Raw genomic sequence first — 18,073 nt, forward strand, 5'->3', positions numbered from 1 at the left:
TCATGGCAGATATCGGTATTTTTGTAGGCACGATGTATGGAAACGCGCTGCTGGTGGCCGAAGAGGCTGAAGCCATTCTGAGCGGTCTGGGGCATAAAGCAAAGGTGTTCGAAGACCCGGAAATTCAGGACTGGGAACCGTATAGCGGCAAATATGTGCTGGTAGTCACGTCCACCACCGGTCAGGGCGATCTGCCGGACAGCATCGTTCCGCTGTATGAAGGGATGAAAGACATGTATCAACCGCACCTGCGTTACGGGATTATCGCGCTTGGCGATAGCACCTACGCTAATTTTTGCGGCGGCGGTAAGACGTTCGATGCATTGCTGCAGGAGCAGGGCGCCAGACGTATCGGCGACATGCTTATGATCGATGCCAGCGAAGACCCTGAACCCGAGAGCGTGTCTAACCCATGGGTTGAACAGTGGGCGAGTCTGCTCGAATAAACCCATCCATTAACGGATAAAAGTTGCGCCCTCTCCCTACATAGAGGGCGTCACTTCCTGATGCCAGTGCCAGATAAACGGTCAATAAAATGTTAACTCTTTTACCTGTCCCGGGCATCGGGCATTTGCACGACAAGCGGTTCACGCGGGCGGTTTTTTCCGGGAGTTTCCACCGGGTCAAGTGAAGCATTTCACACTCCTGTCGTTTGTCCTGCGATTTCCGCTGTTCCTTGCGCCCGCTTTTCATTTCCGTGAACTATCCCCCATCCAGTCAGGCATAAGCCATAAATCTATTTCTAAATCTCCGCTAAAGCTGTGTGTATGCACGGTGAGCCGGTCAGGTCCTCTTTTTATACTTTCCCTGCCAGTTAAAAAGGCAGCACGCCAGATATAACGAAAACAATGAAAAACTCAAACGCGTCATTCTGACTACCCTACAGGTTGTGCCATTCAGAATGAACGTAGCTAACGGCTATGATTCAGGAGTGCAACAATGAGTACATTAAGTCAGGCGGCTAGCGGCGCGGAAAAACGCACCAATGCCCGCTACTGGATAGTGGTGATGTTGTTTATCGTCACCTCTTTCAACTACGGTGACCGCGCAACGCTGTCGATAGCCGGTTCGGAAATGGCCAAGGATATTGGCCTGGACGCGGTGGGTATGGGCTACGTTTTTTCCGCGTTCTCATGGGCCTACGTTATCGGTCAGATCCCCGGCGGATGGTTGCTGGACCGCTTCGGTTCAAAACGGGTCTATTTTTGGTCTATCTTCATCTGGTCGATGTTTACCCTGTTGCAGGGCTTCGTCGATATCTTTAGCGGCTTCGGTATTATTATCGCGCTGTTTACCCTGCGATTTCTGGTCGGGCTGGCGGAAGCGCCCTCGTTCCCAGGCAACAGCCGAATCGTCGCGGCCTGGTTCCCGGCGCAGGAAAGAGGAACCGCGGTGGCGATATTCAACTCCGCGCAATACTTTGCCACCGTGATCTTCGCGCCCATCATGGGCTGGTTAACCCATGAAGTGGGCTGGTCGCATGTCTTCTTCTTTATGGGAGGGCTGGGGATTGTCATCAGTTTTGTATGGCTGAAAGTCATCCATGAACCGAACCAGCATCCCGGCGTAAACAAAAAAGAGCTGGAGTACATTGCCGAAGGCGGCGCGCTGATCAACATGGATCAGAAGAAAAATAGCCGAAAAGTCCCGCTTAGCGAAAAATGGGGGCAGATCAAACAGCTGATTGGCTCCCGGATGATGGTCGGGATCTATATCGGTCAGTACTGCATCAACGCGTTGACCTACTTCTTTATCACCTGGTTCCCGGTCTACCTGGTGCAGGCGCGCGGCATGTCGATTCTGAAGGCCGGATTTGTCGCCTCGGTGCCGGCAATCTGCGGTTTTGCTGGCGGTGTGCTGGGCGGAATTATCTCCGACTGGTTAATGCGTCGCACCGGCTCGCTCAATATTGCCCGTAAAACCCCGATTGTGGCAGGCATGCTGATGTCGATGGTTATGGTGTTCTGTAACTACGTTAACGTGGAGTGGATGATTATCGGCTTTATGGCGCTGGCCTTCTTCGGCAAAGGGATTGGCGCCCTCGGCTGGGCGGTGATGGCCGATACCGCGCCGAAAGAGATCAGCGGTCTGTCGGGCGGCTTGTTCAATATGTTCGGCAATATCTCCGGCATCGTGACGCCAATTGCGATTGGTTACATCGTCGGAACGACGGGCTCATTCAACGGCGCGCTGATTTACGTCGGGGTGCATGCGCTGGTGGCGGTACTGAGCTATCTGGTGCTGGTGGGCGATATCAAACGCATTGAGCTTAAACCGGTCGCGGAGCGCTAATGATGAACACTCAATCCAGTCCGACGATTGTCGATATGAAAGTCATTCCGGTGGCCGGTCACGACAGCATGCTGCTGAACATCGGCGGGGCGCATAGTGCCTGGTTTACCCGTAATATCGTGGTACTGACCGACAATGCGGGGAATACCGGCGTCGGCGAGGCGCCCGGCGGTGACGTTATTTATCAGACGCTGGTGGACGCTATTCCGCTGGTGCTGGGAAAAGAGGTCGCCCGTCTGAATAACGTGGTTCAGCAGGTACATAAAGGCAACCAGGCGGCGGATTTTGACACCTTTGGCAAGGGGGCCTGGACCTTTGAGCTGCGGGTCAACGCGGTCGCGGCGCTGGAGGCCGCGCTGCTGGATCTGCTAGGTAAAGCGCTTAATGTCCCGGTTTGCGAACTGCTGGGACCAGGTAAACAGCGTGATGCGGTCACCGTGCTGGGCTATCTCTTTTATATCGGCGATCGAAATAAAACGGATCTCCCTTATCTGGACGCTACCCCTGGGCATCATGAGTGGTACCACCTGCGCCATCAGGAAGCGATGAACAGCGCTGCGCTGGTGCGACTTGCCGAGGCCGCGCAAGATCGCTACGGCTTTAAAGATTTCAAACTTAAGGGCGGTGTTTTGCCCGGCGAGCAGGAAATAGAGAGCGCACGCGCGCTGAAAAAACGCTTCCCGGATGCGCGTATTACGGTCGACCCGAACGGCGCCTGGCTGCTGGATGAGGCGATTGAACTGTGCAAGGGCCTGCAGGATGTGTTGACCTATGCGGAAGATCCGTGCGGCGCCGAGCAGGGCTTCTCCGGGCGGGAGGTGATGGCGGAATTTCGTCGTGCCACCGGGCTACCGGTCGCCACCAATATGATTGCCACCAACTGGCGGGAAATGGGGCACGCGGTGATGCTCAACGCGGTAGACATTCCCTTAGCCGATCCGCACTTCTGGACGCTCTCCGGCGCGGTGCGAGTCGCCCAGCTGTGTGATGACTGGGGGCTGACATGGGGTTGTCACTCGAACAACCACTTTGACATTTCACTGGCGATGTTTACTCACGTAGGCGCCGCCGCGCCGGGCAACCCGACGGCAATTGATACTCACTGGATCTGGCAGGAAGGCGACTGTCGCCTGACCAAAAATCCGCTGCAGATTGAGAACGGCAAGATTGCCGTACCGGATGCGCCAGGCCTTGGTATCGAGCTGGACTGGGCGCAGGTGCAAAAAGCCCATCAAGCCTATCAGGCGCTGCCGGGAGGCGCGCGTAATGACGCGGTGCCGATGCAGTATCTGATCCCCGGCTGGAAATTTGACCGCAAGCGTCCCGTGTTCGGCCGCACCGCTGTCGCCAATCAATAACAAAAGGATTTCATCATGACCACGCAGTTTTCTACCCCCGTCGTCACCGCGATGCAGGTTATTCCGGTTGCCGGCCACGACAGTATGCTGATGAATCTTAGCGGAGCCCATGCCCCGTATTTCACCCGCAATATTGTGATTATCAAAGATAACTCAGGCCATACCGGCGTAGGGGAAATCCCCGGCGGAGAGAAAATCCGCCAGACGCTGGAAGAGGCCGCTGAGCTGGTCGTCGGGAAAGCGCTCGGCGAGTATAAAAACGTCCTCGGGGCGGTACGCGGCCGCTTTGCCGACCGCGACGCCGGCGGCCGCGGGTTGCAAACTTTTGATCTGCGTACCACCATTCACGTTGTCACCGGGATTGAGGCCGCGCTGCTGGATCTGCTGGGGCAGCATCTGGGCGTCAACGTCGCCTCTCTGCTGGGCGATGGCCAACAGCGTAGCGAAGTCGAAATGCTGGGCTACCTGTTCTTCGTCGGTAACCGTCATGCCACGCCGCTGGCCTATCAAAGTCAGAGCGATGAGAAGTGCGACTGGTATCGGCTTCGTCATGAAGAGGCTATGACGCCGGACGCCGTCGTGCGTCTGGCGGAGGCGGCCTACGAAAAATATGGCTTCAACGATTTCAAACTCAAAGGCGGCGTGCTGGCGGGTGAAGAAGAGGCGGAGTCGATTGTGGCGCTGGCTAAACGTTTCCCGCAGGCGCGCGTGACGCTCGATCCCAACGGCGCCTGGCGCCTGGATGAAGCCATCAAAATTGGCAAACAGCTGAAAGGCGTGCTGGCCTATGCGGAAGATCCCTGCGGCGCTGAACAGGGCTTCTCGGGCCGCGAAGTGATGGCGGAGTTCCGCCGTGCCACCGGCCTGCCGACGGCCACCAATATGATTGCCACCGACTGGCGTCAGATGGGACATACGTTGTCTCTGCAATCGGTGGACATTCCGCTGGCGGATCCGCACTTCTGGACCATGCAGGGATCGGTTCGCGTGGCGCAGATGTGCCATGAATTTGGTTTGACCTGGGGCTCGCACTCCAACAACCATTTCGATATCTCGCTGGCGATGTTCACCCACGTTGCGGCGGCGGCGCCAGGCAACATTACCGCCATCGATACCCACTGGATCTGGCAGGAAGGGAATCAACGATTGACCCGACAACCTTTTGAGATCAAAGGTGGTATGGTGCAGGTGCCCACCGCTCCGGGCCTCGGCGTTGAGCTGGATATGGACCGCGTGATGCAGGCGAATGAGCTATATAAAAAGCACGGGCTGGGCGCGCGTGACGATGCGATGGCAATGCAGTATCTGATCCCGAACTGGACGTTTGATAATAAGCGTCCGTGTATGGTGCGCTAAGGAAAATCCGGTTCCTGCGGGAACCGGAATGGTTTTGCTACCGGGTGTTTGTTCATATTAAGGACAGCGGATGAAAATAGTGATTGCACCGGATTCATACAAGGAGAGCCTGAGTGCCCTGGATGTTGCGACGGCGATAGAAGCGGGCTTTCAGGAGATTTATCCTGATGCGGAGTATGTCAAGTTGCCTGTTGCCGATGGCGGCGAAGGGACCGTCGAAGCGATGGTTGCCGCCACTCAGGGGCGTCTGGTGCAGGTTACGGTTACCGGTCCGTTGAATAAACCGGTAGACGCTTTTTACGGCCTTTCCGGCGATGAGCGCTGTGCTTTTATTGAAATGGCGGCGGCCAGCGGACTGGAAAGCGTCCCGCCGGCGTGCCGTAACCCATTGTTAACGACCACCTGGGGAACCGGGGAGCTGATTCGCCACGCGCTGGATGCCGGCGTACAGCAGATTATTATCGGTATCGGCGGTAGCGCGACGAATGACGGCGGCGCCGGAATGGTGCAGGCGCTGGGCGGAAAGTTACTGACGGCGGATAATCAGCAGATTGCCTCCGGCGGCGGAGCGCTGGAACAGCTGGCGCGAATTGATCTGAGCGAACTGGATAGCCGTCTGGCCGATTGCCGCATCGATGTGGCCTGCGATGTGACCAATCCGCTAACGGGTCCGGAAGGCGCTACGGCGGTATTTGGGCCGCAAAAAGGGGCGACGGCAGAGATGATTGTCCGTCTCGACCGCGCGCTGGCGCACTATGCGCGCATCATTCAACGCGATTTAGCCGTCGACGTACTTCATCTTGAGGGCGGTGGCGCGGCAGGCGGTATGGGCGCCGCCCTGTATGCTTTCTGTGGCGCGCGGCTACGTCCGGGGATTGAGATTGTGACCGATGCGCTGCACCTGGCGGAGCTGGTGGCGGACGCAGACCTGGTGATTACCGGTGAAGGGCGCATTGACAGCCAGACGATCCATGGCAAGGTGCCGGTGGGGGTAGCAAAGGTTGCGCAGCGCTATAACGTACCGGTTATTGCTATTGCCGGCAGCCTGACCGCGGACGTGGGGATTGTTCACCGGCACGGGCTGGATGCGGTATTCAGCGTGATTTATTCGGTCTGTACGCTGGAGGAGGCGCTGGAGAACGCGGCAGATAACGTGCGCATGACGGCGAGGAATGTTGCCGCGGTGCTGAACATGGGACGCAAGCGGTAAGACGGTTTTCCCGGTCGCGTGATGCCTGCCGGGGCGATGCCGTTTACATGGCCGCCCGGACAGGCACCGCGCTATCCGGAGAAGGGGATTTATATGCCCAGCATTTTGCACGCTTCCCGCGTGACATTATCCATTTCATCCAGCAATTCCAGCAGCTCCGGCTCCAGATCTTCGGCGGCGGTTCCGGCGCGCAGCTGGCTTTCAAGGGTCTGACACAGCTTTTTCAGCCGCGGCACCCCGCTATAGCTGCAGCTTCCGTGAAGCTTATGAATCAAATCCAGCAGCCCCTCCGGCTCTTCGCCAACCAGCTGCTCTTCCACTTTATTACGCACTTCTGGCATAAAGGCGATCAGCATTTGCAGCATCTCCCGCGCCAGGTCCGGTTTCATGGCGGCCTGGCGTAGCGCCAGCTGCCAGTTGAGCGTCACGTTGTAGTCGATGGGCGGTTCGACAGGCTCCGCTGCCCGCAGCGGCGCGGTATGCCTTCCCGGCTGATAGCGCAGCAGCAGGTTGTGCAGCTTATCCTCTTCGATGGGCTTTGCCAGATAGTCGTTCATCCCGGCCTTCATCAGCTTCTCTTTTTGCCCGTCAAACGCGTGGGCGGTGACGGCGATCACCGGCGTTTGTTGCTGATGAGGAAGGTGGCGAATCAGCTCGCAGGCGCGAATGCCGTCCATATCCGGCATCTGTATATCCATCAGAATCAGATCCAGCTGCATCTCCTTGGCCTGCTCTACGGCGCGCTGGCCGCTATCACACAGCGTGACGTGCTGGACCAGATCGTCCAGCAGCACGCCGATAAGCTTCAGGTTCGCCGGATTATCGTCCACCGCCATCACCGTCATCGGCAGCTTGCTACTGTCAGAATGGGGCAGGACGATCGGTGTCCTGGCCCGGCAGGAGGCGGTGAGCGCCGGGATTAACCGCGTGGCGGTCAGCGGTTTGAGCAGGCAGGCGGCAACGCCGTCTTGCTTCAGGGTTTCGGCATTGATCTGCGCATGGCAGGGGAGCGCCAGCAGTAAGTGGTCGGCCATGGCGCAGGCTTTCGCCAGGTTATCCTTTTGCTGGCTCAGGTCACGCATCGATACCGGAAGACCGGCCAGCAGGATATCGTAGTGGGCTTCCGGCAGCGCGGAGAATGTCGGGCTGTACACCACCTCCAGCGGCAGGGTCGTCAGCAGCTCCATGGTGCACTGCGCCGCCGCCGCATTGGCCTCGATGTAGGCCAGCGTTTTGCCCGCCAGACAGTGGGTTAACGGGCTCTCCTGAACCGCGTTGGGATTGAGGTCGAGGTTGATATGGAACCAGAACGTGGAGCCGCGATTCGGCTGACTGTGGAATGAGATATCGCCGCCCATCTCTTTGACCAGCCGCTGGGTTATCACCAGCCCGAGCCCGGTGCCACCGTGGCGGCGGGAAATACTGGCATCGGCCTGGCGGAACGCCTGGAACAGACGGGACTGATCGCGCTCCGGGATCCCGATCCCGGTATCGTGGATTTGAATTTCGATTTGTACGCTGGTGTTGCTCAGCGCGCGCTGCTCGACCAGCACATCAATATTGCCATGTTCGGTAAACTTGATGGCATTGCCCACCAGATTGGTGATGATCTGCTGCAGGCGCAGAGGATCGCCGATAATATTGTCCGGAACATCATTTTTGATGTTCAGCGTCAGCTCCAGCCCCTTATCGTGGGCGGAGTGCGCCAGCAGAGTCACGACCTCATCCAGCGCATTACGCAGCAGGAACGGGATGCTCTCGAGAATCAGTTTACCCGCTTCCAGCTTCGAGAAGTCCAGCACGTCGTTAATGATAGCGAGCAGGTTGTTCGCCGAGCGCTCGATAGTGGTGAGGTGGTCGCGCTGAGTGGTATTTAAATCGGTCTTCAGGGTCAGACGGGTAAAGCCAATGACGCCATTGAGCGGCGTTCGTAGCTCGTGAGACATATTGGCGAGGAATTCTGATTTGATGCGGGCCGCTTCCTGGGCGCGCTTCTTCGCCAGATCCAGCTCAACGTTCTGAATCTCCATCTGCTCGAGGGTTTCGCGCAGATCGGAGGTCGCCTGATCGATATTGTGCTGCATCTCTTCGTGGTAGGCCGCCAGCGACATGGCCATGGAGTTGATGCCGTTTTTCAGCATATCCAGTTCGCCGAGCATAAACCCTTCGACGCGACTGTCGAGCTGGCCGCGACGAATACGATCGACGGTATTCACCATATTGCGGATCGGCCCGGTGACGTCGCGCATCAGGCGCCAGCCGAAGATCAGCGCGATGCCGATACAGAACAGCATCATAACGCTGGAGATGAAAATCTCTTTGTACTGCTGCAGTCGCACCGATTTGAGATCCAGTTCGAGGGCGACATAGCCCAGCATGTTGCCGGGCATTTTGGCATCGGTCATCGGCGATTCATCGGGTGAATAGCTTTCCGAGACGATAGGCGTACGCAAAATCATGACGTCGCCCTTGCGCACCGCGCTCAGCTGGCGAGGAAATTTTTCCCCATTTTCCAGACGTAGCTCGCTGGGATTGAGCTGAAAATTGGAAGTGACGAACAGCTTGTTTTGCGAATCGTAAATGGAAATAGCGCGTACGATATCGGAATGACGACGATGCAGCACGCTAATCAGCTGGCCGATAGACTCGCGGTTTTGCAGATTCATGCCATATTCACTGGAGACTGCCAGGGGTTCAATAATACTGGCCCCGGCGTCCTCCAGCTGACGCTGCAGGTCGTGATAGCGATGCGCGACGAAGAAAATACTGAGCAACAAACCGATCAGTACGGTTGGCGCCAGGATAAGAATCATCATGCGAGCACGTAGGCTGTAGTTGGTCATGCGGTTCCGTTATGGGAGAATATACTCTTCATCCATCAAGTGCCTTTGCGTTGGCGGTTTCGGCGACGGGCCGATCTTCGCCGCCGGGAACGCTTACCGGCTGCCCTGACGCACCTTGAATGGACTCGTGTATAGAGTCAGTTTATTTGATTGAGACAAATCTCTACGATGGCGCAATTCTACTCTGCAAAACGGCGTGTGACGACGCGCCAGATCATAACCGTAACAGTCAATGACCTCGACCCCTTTGGTCAGGGCGTTGCTCGTCACCATGGTAAAGCGCTATTTGTTAATGGCTTATTGCCCCAGGAACAGGCTGAAGTTGTCGTGGTTGAAGACAAAAAACAGTACTCCCGGGCGCAGGTAAAACGCCGTCTTAATGACAGCCCGCAGCGCCAGACGCCGCGCTGCCCGCATTTCGGTACCTGCGGCGGCTGCCAGCAACAGCATGCCAGCGTTGAGCTCCAGCAGCAAAGTAAACGCGCAGCGCTTGCCCGGCTGATGAAGCGGGATGTCGACGACATTATAGCCGCTTCGCCGTGGGGATATCGCCGGCGCGCACGTCTGAGCTTGAATTATCAGCCAAAGACCCAACAATTACAGATGGGCTTTCGCCAGGCTGGCTCCAGCGACATTATCAATGTGGTGCAGTGCCCCATTTTGGCGCCCGATCTTGAGGCATTGCTGCCAGCGGTGCGCGAGTGTTTGTCCGGCCTGAAATCAACGCGTCAGCTCGGGCATGTCGAGCTGGTGCTGGCGGACAATGGCCCGCTGATGGTCCTGCGCCACACGGCAGCATTACCGGCCGGCGATAAAGAAAAACTGGAACGATTTTCGCAATCTCACGGTCTCGCTCTGTACCTGGCGCCGCAAAGCGAGATACTGGAACATATTAGTGGGGAAGCCCCATGGTATACCTCAGACGGGCTACGCTTAATGTTTAGTCCGCGCGACTTCATCCAGGTGAACGATGGCGTCAATCAGCTGATGGTGCAAACGGCGCTGGCGTGGCTGGATATTCAGCCTCAGGATCGGGTGCTCGATCTGTTCTGCGGGATGGGGAATTTTACCCTGCCGCTGGCTACGCGTGCGGCCAATGTCGTGGGCGTTGAAGGCGTCCCGGCGCTGGTTGAGAAAGGGCGGGAAAACGCCGCGCTCAATCAGCTGCACAACGTGACATTCTTTCATGAAAATCTGGAAGAAGATGTGACCCGCCAGGCCTGGGCGCAGCATGGTTTTGATAAAATATTACTCGACCCGGCGCGAGCCGGAGCGCCGGGCGTGATGTCACACATTATAAAACTTGCCCCGCGTCGCGTCGTCTATGTCTCCTGTAATCCGGCGACCCTGGCGCGCGATAGCGACCTGCTGCTGCAGGCGGGGTATCAGATTCAACGCCTGGCAATGCTGGACATGTTCCCGCATACCGGACATCTGGAATCAATGGTGTTGTTTGAGCACAGAGATACATAGAATCGTTCGGATCAGGCCGAGGCAGCCAACCCCCCGGCGTACTGAAGGATGAAGTGTCAACGTTGAGGCTTGCCGACTTCGGCAGGCCAGGTCCCTTAAGGAGAGGACAATGGTTGCGGTAAGAAGTGCACATTTAAATAAAGCTGGTGAATTTGACCCGAAGAAATGGATCGCGAGTCTGGGAATTTCCAGCCAGCAGTCGTGTGAACGCTTAGCCGAAACCTGGGACTATTGTCGCGAGAAAACGCAGGGACATCCTCGAGCGGATCTGCTGTTATGGCGCGGTGTCGAGATGGTGGAAATCCTTTCTACACTGAGCATGGATATCGATACGCTGCGGGCCGCGATGCTGTTTCCGCTGGCGGATGGCAATGTCGTCACCGAAGAGGTGATGCAGGAGAGCGTCGGTAAGTCCGTCGTGACATTGATTCACGGCGTGCGCGATATGGCGGCGATTCGCCAGCTTAAAGCCACCCATACCGATTCGGTCTCATCCGAGCAGGTCGATAATATTCGCCGCATGCTGCTCGCGATGGTCGACGACTTCCGCTGCGTGGTCATCAAGCTGGCCGAACGTATCGCCCACCTGCGGGAAGTCAAAGATGAGCCCGAAGACGAACGCGTGCTGGCGGCAAAAGAGTGCACCAATATCTACGCCCCGCTGGCCAACCGTTTAGGCATTGGTCAACTGAAATGGGAGCTGGAAGATTATTGCTTCCGCTACCTGCATCCCGACGAATATAAGCGGATTGCTAAACTGCTGCACGAGCGTCGCATCGATCGTGAACACTACATTGAAGAGTTCGTCGGTCATCTGCGTTCAGAAATGAAAACCGAAGGCGTGAAGGCTGAAGTCTACGGCCGGCCGAAGCATATCTATAGTATCTGGCGCAAAATGCAGAAAAAACACCTCACCTTTGATGAGCTGTTTGATGTGCGCGCGGTACGTATTGTCGCGGAGCGCCTGCAGGACTGCTATGCCGCACTGGGGATAGTACACACTCACTATCGCCATCTGCCGGATGAGTTCGATGATTACGTTGCCAATCCCAAACCAAATGGCTATCAGTCGATTCATACCGTGGTGCTGGGGCCGGGCGGTAAAACGGTGGAGATCCAGATTCGTACCCGGCAGATGCATGAAGATGCGGAGCTGGGCGTCGCCGCGCACTGGAAGTACAAAGAAGGTGCCGGCGCGGCGGCAGGCGGCGGACGTGGCTATGAAGATCGTATTGCCTGGCTGCGTAAGCTGATCGCCTGGCAGGAAGAGATGGCCGACTCCGGCGAAATGCTCGATGAGGTGCGCAGCCAGGTCTTTGACGATCGGGTGTACGTCTTTACGCCAAAAGGCGACGTGGTCGATTTACCTGCCGGCTCCACGCCGCTCGACTTTGCCTACCATATCCATAGCGACGTCGGCCACCGCTGCATCGGTGCCAAAATCAGCGGGCGCATTGTCCCCTTTACCTATCAGCTGCAAATGGGCGATCAGATTGAAATCATTACCCAGAAACAGCCAAACCCAAGCCGCGACTGGCTGAACCCAAACCTCGGCTATGTCACGACCAGCCGCGGACGTTCCAAAATCCACGCCTGGTTCCGCAAGCAGGATCGCGACAAGAATATTCTCGCCGGGCGGCAGATTCTTGATGATGAGCTTGAGCACCTGGGGATTAGCCTCAAGGAGGCAGAGAAGCATCTGCTGCCGCGCTACAACTTCAATGAGCTGGATGAGCTGCTGGCGGCCATTGGCGGCGGAGATATCCGCCTTAACCAGATGGTCAACTTCCTGCAGGCGCAGTTTAATAAGCCGAGCGCCGAAGAGCAGGATGCGGCGGCGCTGAAACAACTGCAGCAGAAAACCTGGGCGCCGCAGAATCGCAGCAAAGACAACGGTCGCGTCGTGGTGGAGGGCGTGGGCAACCTGATGCACCACATCGCCCGCTGCTGTCAGCCGATTCCAGGCGACGAGATTGTCGGTTTCATCACCCAGGGGCGGGGGATTTCCGTTCACCGGGCGGACTGCGATCAGCTGGCTGAGCTGCAATCGCACGCCCCGGAGCGTATCGTTGACGCGGTCTGGGGAGAAAGCTACTCCGCAGGCTACTCGCTGGTCGTCCGCGTGGTGGCAAACGATCGTAGCGGCCTGCTGCGCGATATCACCACCATCCTTGCCAACGAAAAAGTGAACGTGCTTGGCGTGGCCAGTCGCAGTGACACCAAACAGCAGCTGGCTACCATCGATATGAATATTGAAATCTACAACCTGCAGGTCCTCGGCCGCGTGCTCGGGAAACTGAATCAGGTTCCGGATGTGATTGATGCCCGCCGCCTGCACGGTGGCTAACCGCTTTTCCTCCCATGCTGACCCGCTCTCCGACGGAGAGCGGGTTTTGCGCGTCTTTTATCCGCGAACCTCGCTGATTTTTCCCCGTGTTTTATCCGGGGAAGGTAAATAAAACCAATATGTTGCAAGGAAACACTATGACCCAAATCGATCGCCTGCTTGGCATTATGAAACGCCTGCGTGATCCGGAAAACGGCTGTCCGTGGGACAAAGAGCAGACCTTCGCCACCATCGCCCCGTATACCCTTGAAGAGACGTACGAAGTGCTGGATGCCATCGCCCGTGAAGATTTCGACGATCTGCGTGGCGAGCTGGGGGACCTGCTGTTTCAGGTGGTGTTCTACGCCCAGATGGCACAGGAGGAGGGCCGCTTTGCATTTGACGACATCTGTGCCGCCATCAGCGACAAACTGGAGCGCCGTCATCCGCATATCTTCGGCGATGCGACTGCCGGCAACAGCGCCGAAGTGCTGGCACGCTGGGAGCAAATCAAAAGCGCTGAGCGTGCGCAAAAGGCGCAGCATTCCGCGCTGGACGATATTCCGCACAGCCTGCCGGCGCTGATGCGCGCGCATAAAATTCAGCGTCGCTGTTCGGCGGTAGGCTTTGACTGGACGTCGCTCGGCCCGGTGCTGGATAAAGTGCATGAAGAGATCGATGAGGTCATGCACGAGGCGCAGCAGGCGGTCGTAGATGAAGCTAAACTGGAGGAGGAAATGGGCGATCTGCTGTTCGCAACGGTCAATTTATCCCGCCATTTAGGGGTAAAAGCTGAAGTCGCCTTGCAGAAAGCGAACCTGAAATTCGAACGTCGTTTCCGCGAAGTTGAACGAATTGTCGCCGCTCGCGGGTTGGAAATGACCGGCGTAGACCTCGATATCATGGAAGAAGTGTGGCAAGAGGTAAAACGCCAGGAAACTGATCTCTAACGAAATTTTGCGATCAAGCGCTATTTGTGTGATTTTTTAAATGACAAGCGCTTGATTTGCGTCAAAAACATTTACCCAAAAGGGGCTATTTTCTCACTCCTTATGTTTGTCATGACCTGGAAAGGAGACGGAGAATGAAAGTTTGTGGCGCTCGTCGTGTTCGGGTATACTACTTTCCCGTCCTGGTTATTCCATCGTTTCACCCTAACTTCTCAGGTTCAGCATGACAACGAACTATATTTTTGTGACCGGCGGGGTCGTATCCTCTCTGGGTAAAGGCATTGCCGCAGCCTCCCTGGCCGCTATTCTCGAAGCCCGTGGGCTTAACGTAACCATGATGAAACTGGATCCGTACATCAACGTCGATCCGGGCACCATGAGCCCAATCCAACACGGGGAAGTGTTCGTTACTGAAGACGGCGCTGAAACCGATCTGGACCTGGGTCACTACGAGCGCTTCATCCGTACCAAAATGAGCCGCCGCAACAACTTCACCACGGGTCGTATTTACTCCGACGTTCTGCGTAAAGAGCGCCGCGGTGACTATCTGGGCGCAACCGTACAGGTTATCCCGCACATCACTAACGCGATTAAAGAGCGCGTGCTTGCCGGTGGTGAAGGTCACGATGTGGTGCTGGTTGAAATCGGCGGTACCGTCGGTGATATCGAATCCCTGCCGTTCCTCGAAGCTATCCGTCAGATGGCGGTAGAAATCGGTCGCGAGCATGCTCTGTTTATGCATTTGACCCTGGTGCCGTATATGGCGGCAGCCGGCGAAGTCAAAACCAAACCGACCCAGCACTCCGTAAAAGAGCTGCTTTCCATCGGTATTCAGCCAGATATCCTGATCTGCCGCTCCGATCGCGCGGTACCGGCCAACGAACGTGCAAAAATTGCATTGTTCTGCAACGTTCCGGAAAAGGCTGTTATTTCTCTGAAAGATGTCGATTCCATTTATAAAATTCCAGGCCTGTTGAAATCTCAGGGGCTGGACGATTATATTTGTAAACGATTCAGCTTAAACTGTCCGGAAGCGAACCTGGCCGAATGGGAGCAGGTGATTTACGAAGAAGCTAACCCGGCAGGTGAAGTCACGATCGGTATGGTCGGCAAGTACATTGAACTGCCGGACGCGTACAAGTCCGTGATTGAAGCGCTGAAACACGGTGGTCTGAAAAACCGCGTGACCGTGAACATCAAGCTGATTGATTCGCAGGATGTGGAAACGCGCGGCGTCGAAATTCTGAAGAATCTGGACGCTATCCTGATCCCTGGCGGCTTCGGCTACCGCGGTGTTGAAGGGAAGATCGCCACTGCGCGCTATGCGCGTGAAAATAACATTCCATATCTGGGTATTTGTCTGGGTATGCAGGTTGCGCTGATTGAGTTCGCGCGCAACGTAGCGGGGATGGAAAACGCCAACTCCACAGAATTTGTGCCAGACTGTAAGTACCCGGTAGTGGCACTCATTACTGAATGGCGTGATGAAGAAGGCAACGTTGAAGTGCGCTCTGAGAAGAGCGACCTCGGCGGCACCATGCGCCTGGGCGCGCAGCAGTGCCAGCTGGACGACGCGAGCCTGGTTCGCCAGCTGTACGGCGAGCCGACCATCACTGAACGACATCGTCACCGCTATGAAGTCAACAACATGTTGTTGAAACCGATTGAAAATGCGGGCCTGCGTGTTGCGGGCCGTTCCGGGGATGATCAGTTGGTCGAGATCATCGAAGTGCCGAATCACCCGTGGTTCGTTGCTTGTCAGTTCCATCCGGAGTTTACTTCGACGCCGCGTGATGGCCATCCGCTGTTTGCAGGTTTTGTGAAAGCGGCAAGCGAGTATCAAAAGCGTCAGGCGAAGTAAAAGAGTTAGAACGGCAATGCACCCATTCGGGTGCATTGTTTGTCTGGAGTTTTAGTTTAACTTGTACTGAGGAAAACCTAATGTCCAAAATCGTTAAAGTCATCGGTCGTGAAATCATCGACTCCCGTGGTAACCCGACTGTTGAAGCCGAAGTACACCTGGAAGGTGGTTTCGTTGGTATGGCAGCAGCTCCGTCAGGTGCTTCTACTGGTTCCCGCGAAGCGCTGGAACTGCGCGATGGCGACAAATCCCGTTTCATGGGTAAAGGCGTACTGAAAGCTGTTGGCGCTGTCAACGGCCCGATCGCTCAGGCTCTCCTTGGCAAAGACGCCAAAGATCAGGCTGGCATCGATAAAATCATGATCGACCTGGACGGTACTGAAAACAAATCTAACTTCGGTGCGAACGCAATTCTGGCTGTGTCTCTGGCTAACGCCAAAGCAGCCGCTGCCTCTAAAGGCCAGCCGCTGTACGAACACATCGCTGAGCTGAACGGCACTCCGGGCAAATACTCCATGCCGGTTCCGATGATGAACATCATCAACGGTGGTGAGCACGCTGATAACAACGTCGACATCCAGGAATTCATGATTCAGCCGGTTGGCGCTAAATCCCTGAAAGAAGCCGTACGTATGGGTTCTGAAGTGTTCCACAACCTGGCTAAAGTTCTGAAAGCTAAAGGTATGAACACTGCAGTTGGTGACGAAGGTGGCTACGCGCCGAACCTGGGCTCCAACGCAGAAGCGCTGGCTGTTATCGCTGAAGCGGTTAAAGCTGCAGGTTACGAGCTGGGCAAAGACATCACTCTGGCGATGGACTGCGCAGCGTCTGAATTCTACAAAGACGGTAAATACGTTCTGGCCGGCGAAGGCAACAAAGCGTTCACCTCTGAAGAGTTCACTCACTTCCTGGAAGAGCTGACCAAACAGTACCCGATCGTCTCTATCGAAGACGGTCTGGACGAATCTGACTGGGATGGCTTCGCATACCAGACTAAAGTCCTGGGCGACAAAATCCAGCTGGTTGGTGACGATCTGTTCGTAACCAACACCAAGATCCTGAAAGAAGGTATCGAGAAAGGCATCGTTAACTCCATCCTGATCAAATTCAACCAGATCGGTTCTCTGACCGAAACTCTGGCTGCGATCAAAATGGCGAAAGACGCTGGCTACACTGCCGTTATCTCTCACCGTTCTGGCGAAACTGAAGACGCTACCATTGCTGACCTGGCTGTGGGTACCGCTGCAGGCCAGATCAAAACTGGTTCTATGAGCCGTTCTGACCGCGTTGCTAAATACAACCAGCTGATTCGTATCGAAGAAGCGCTGGGCGAAAAAGCACCGTACAACGGTCGTAAAGAGATCAAAGGTCAGTAAGACTGACTTTCGCTCTTAATCTAAAAAACCCGCCCTGGCGGGTTTTTTTATATCTGAAGCTAACCGATTTACAGCAGCAGCGGCAGCGTTGCGCTGGCCGTTTGCTGGTTGACGTCGCTGTAGTGCTCATCAAGTGCAATCAGCGAGGTCGTCAGCAGTTCCACCAGCAGCATTACGCCGACTTTAGCATTGAGTGCGCCTGCGCTCAGCGGCCCTTCGGGCTTTGCCGCCACCAGCTGAATATCGCTCAGCGAAGCCAGCGGGCTACGCGGGGTGTTACTGAGCGACAGCACCTGCACGCCGCGCTTGCGGGCAAGCTTCACCACGTGCAGCAGATCCCGTGTGGAGCCGGAGCTGGAAATCGCCACCACCAGCGTGTTTTTTGAAAGCGTGGTGGCATTCATAGCCGCGCGATGCATGTCGCTGAAAAGCTGCGCGGGCTTGCCGAGGCGCAGCAGCTTGTAATGCAGATACTCGCCAAGAATGGCGCTGGCCGCCACGCCGTATATTTGCACCGCATCTGCCTGATGCAGCGCCTGAGCCGCCTGTTCGAGCAATGCCCTGTCGAGCAGCTTTGCGGTGTCCTGTAAGGCCTGAACGGATTCATTGACCACGTTATCAATTTCATCGCCGCTGCGCTGAGTAGGTTGACCCTGCTGAATATCCAGCGCCAGCGCCATCTTAAATTCGTTGTAGCCCTTGCAGCCCAGCGTGCGGCACAGGCGGGTCACGCTGGCTTCGCTGGTCTCACTCTCTCGCGCCAGTTCGGTGATCGTCAGGTAAAGCACCTTTGCCGGATCGCCCAGCACAAACTCCCCCAGCTTTTGCTGTGTCGGGCTGTAGCCGGACACGCCCTGACGCAGCCTTAACAGCAGATTTTCATTTTCAGACATGCAGGATCCTTAATGCGTTTCTCTGTGGCTAGTGTGGCGGAAAGCAGGGGATCGATGCCAGTCATTTTAAAAAAGTATGATCGTCCTCCTGGTTTGTGATGATAATTTTCACATATAAATTAAATTATGGTAAAA

At 56.1% G+C, this 18,073-nt stretch carries 12 protein-coding genes; 10 read left to right on the top strand and 2 right to left on the bottom strand.

Annotated features, from left to right (window positions below; translation table 11 throughout):
* Window positions 1-2 precede the first annotated feature (2 nt).
* From OQV00_RS04975 to OQV00_RS04995, 5 genes are all read left to right on the top strand, one after another.
* A complete protein-coding gene (locus OQV00_RS04975) occupies window positions 3-446 on the top strand; it encodes a flavodoxin (protein ID WP_004867001.1) in 444 nt (147 codons plus the stop codon).
* 493 nt (window positions 447-939) lie between these two features.
* On the top strand, window positions 940-2,292 hold the full coding sequence (gudP, locus tag OQV00_RS04980; RefSeq protein ID WP_004866997.1) for a galactarate/glucarate/glycerate transporter GudP: 1,353 nt from the start codon (window positions 940-942) through the stop codon (window positions 2,290-2,292).
* A 2-nt stretch (window positions 2,293-2,294) separates the two neighbouring features.
* Window positions 2,295-3,650: an enolase C-terminal domain-like protein gene (locus OQV00_RS04985; RefSeq protein ID WP_071824691.1), complete on the top strand. Its 1,356-nt coding sequence runs from the start codon at window positions 2,295-2,297 to the stop codon at window positions 3,648-3,650.
* A 15-nt stretch (window positions 3,651-3,665) separates the two neighbouring features.
* A complete protein-coding gene (gene gudD, locus OQV00_RS04990; protein WP_004866993.1) occupies window positions 3,666-5,006 on the top strand; it encodes a glucarate dehydratase in 1,341 nt (446 codons plus the stop codon).
* A gap of 70 nt (window positions 5,007-5,076) precedes the next feature.
* Window positions 5,077-6,216, top strand: a complete 1,140-nt coding sequence (locus OQV00_RS04995; RefSeq protein WP_004866992.1) for a glycerate kinase — start codon at window positions 5,077-5,079, stop codon at window positions 6,214-6,216.
* Window positions 6,217-6,305: 89 nt separating this feature from the next.
* Here the strand turns inward: OQV00_RS04995 and barA are convergent, their stop codons facing one another.
* Complete coding sequence (gene barA, locus OQV00_RS05000; RefSeq protein ID WP_032718171.1) at window positions 6,306-9,059, bottom strand: two-component sensor histidine kinase BarA; 2,754 nt, start codon at window positions 9,057-9,059, stop codon at window positions 6,306-6,308.
* Window positions 9,060-9,227: 168 nt separating this feature from the next.
* Here barA and rlmD point away from each other — a divergent pair, with 168 nt between their 5' ends.
* From rlmD to eno, 5 genes are all read left to right on the top strand, one after another.
* Window positions 9,228-10,532, top strand: coding sequence for a 23S rRNA (uracil(1939)-C(5))-methyltransferase RlmD (gene rlmD, locus OQV00_RS05005; protein WP_128318527.1), 1,305 nt, complete (start codon window positions 9,228-9,230; stop codon window positions 10,530-10,532).
* Window positions 10,533-10,641: 109 nt separating this feature from the next.
* Entirely contained in the window at window positions 10,642-12,879 is a 2,238-nt protein-coding gene (gene relA / locus OQV00_RS05010; protein ID WP_004866987.1) for a GTP diphosphokinase, read from the top strand.
* A 137-nt stretch (window positions 12,880-13,016) separates the two neighbouring features.
* The gene (gene mazG, locus OQV00_RS05015) at window positions 13,017-13,808 is read left to right on the top strand and encodes a nucleoside triphosphate pyrophosphohydrolase (protein ID WP_004866986.1); all 792 of its coding nucleotides are present in this window, start codon (window positions 13,017-13,019) and stop codon (window positions 13,806-13,808) included.
* Between the two features lie 223 nt (window positions 13,809-14,031).
* Window positions 14,032-15,669, top strand: a complete 1,638-nt coding sequence (pyrG, locus tag OQV00_RS05020; protein WP_004866984.1) for a glutamine hydrolyzing CTP synthase — start codon at window positions 14,032-14,034, stop codon at window positions 15,667-15,669.
* Window positions 15,670-15,749: 80 nt separating this feature from the next.
* Entirely contained in the window at window positions 15,750-17,045 is a 1,296-nt protein-coding gene (gene eno, locus OQV00_RS05025) for a phosphopyruvate hydratase (RefSeq protein WP_004866982.1), read from the top strand.
* Between the two features lie 68 nt (window positions 17,046-17,113).
* On the opposite strand, the gene OQV00_RS05030 is transcribed toward eno, so the two are convergent.
* Complete coding sequence (locus OQV00_RS05030; protein ID WP_004866980.1) at window positions 17,114-17,938, bottom strand: MurR/RpiR family transcriptional regulator; 825 nt, start codon at window positions 17,936-17,938, stop codon at window positions 17,114-17,116.
* Window positions 17,939-18,073: the final 135 nt, after the last annotated feature.

The sequence above is a fragment of the Klebsiella sp. DY2415 genome, assembly GCF_026314315.1.
Lineage (GTDB): Bacteria > Pseudomonadota > Gammaproteobacteria > Enterobacterales > Enterobacteriaceae > Klebsiella > Klebsiella ornithinolytica.

What these genes read in the sequence shown, in the direction of transcription:
- OQV00_RS04995 (WP_004866992.1), top strand. Translation starts at nt 5,077, where the DNA reads ATGAAAATAGTGATTGCACCGGATTCATACAAGGAGAGCCTGAGTGCC.
- OQV00_RS04975 (WP_004867001.1), top strand. Translation starts at nt 3, where the DNA reads ATGGCAGATATCGGTATTTTTGTAGGCACGATGTATGGAAACGCGCTG.
- barA (WP_032718171.1), bottom strand. Translation starts at nt 9,059, where the DNA reads ATGACCAACTACAGCCTACGTGCTCGCATGATGATTCTTATCCTGGCG.
- gudP (WP_004866997.1), top strand. Translation starts at nt 940, where the DNA reads ATGAGTACATTAAGTCAGGCGGCTAGCGGCGCGGAAAAACGCACCAAT.
- OQV00_RS05030 (WP_004866980.1), bottom strand. Translation starts at nt 17,938, where the DNA reads ATGTCTGAAAATGAAAATCTGCTGTTAAGGCTGCGTCAGGGCGTGTCC.
- gudD (WP_004866993.1), top strand. Translation starts at nt 3,666, where the DNA reads ATGACCACGCAGTTTTCTACCCCCGTCGTCACCGCGATGCAGGTTATT.
- pyrG (WP_004866984.1), top strand. Translation starts at nt 14,032, where the DNA reads ATGACAACGAACTATATTTTTGTGACCGGCGGGGTCGTATCCTCTCTG.
- rlmD (WP_128318527.1), top strand. Translation starts at nt 9,228, where the DNA reads ATGGCGCAATTCTACTCTGCAAAACGGCGTGTGACGACGCGCCAGATC.
- eno (WP_004866982.1), top strand. Translation starts at nt 15,750, where the DNA reads ATGTCCAAAATCGTTAAAGTCATCGGTCGTGAAATCATCGACTCCCGT.
- mazG (WP_004866986.1), top strand. Translation starts at nt 13,017, where the DNA reads ATGACCCAAATCGATCGCCTGCTTGGCATTATGAAACGCCTGCGTGAT.
- relA (WP_004866987.1), top strand. Translation starts at nt 10,642, where the DNA reads ATGGTTGCGGTAAGAAGTGCACATTTAAATAAAGCTGGTGAATTTGAC.
- OQV00_RS04985 (WP_071824691.1), top strand. Translation starts at nt 2,295, where the DNA reads ATGAACACTCAATCCAGTCCGACGATTGTCGATATGAAAGTCATTCCG.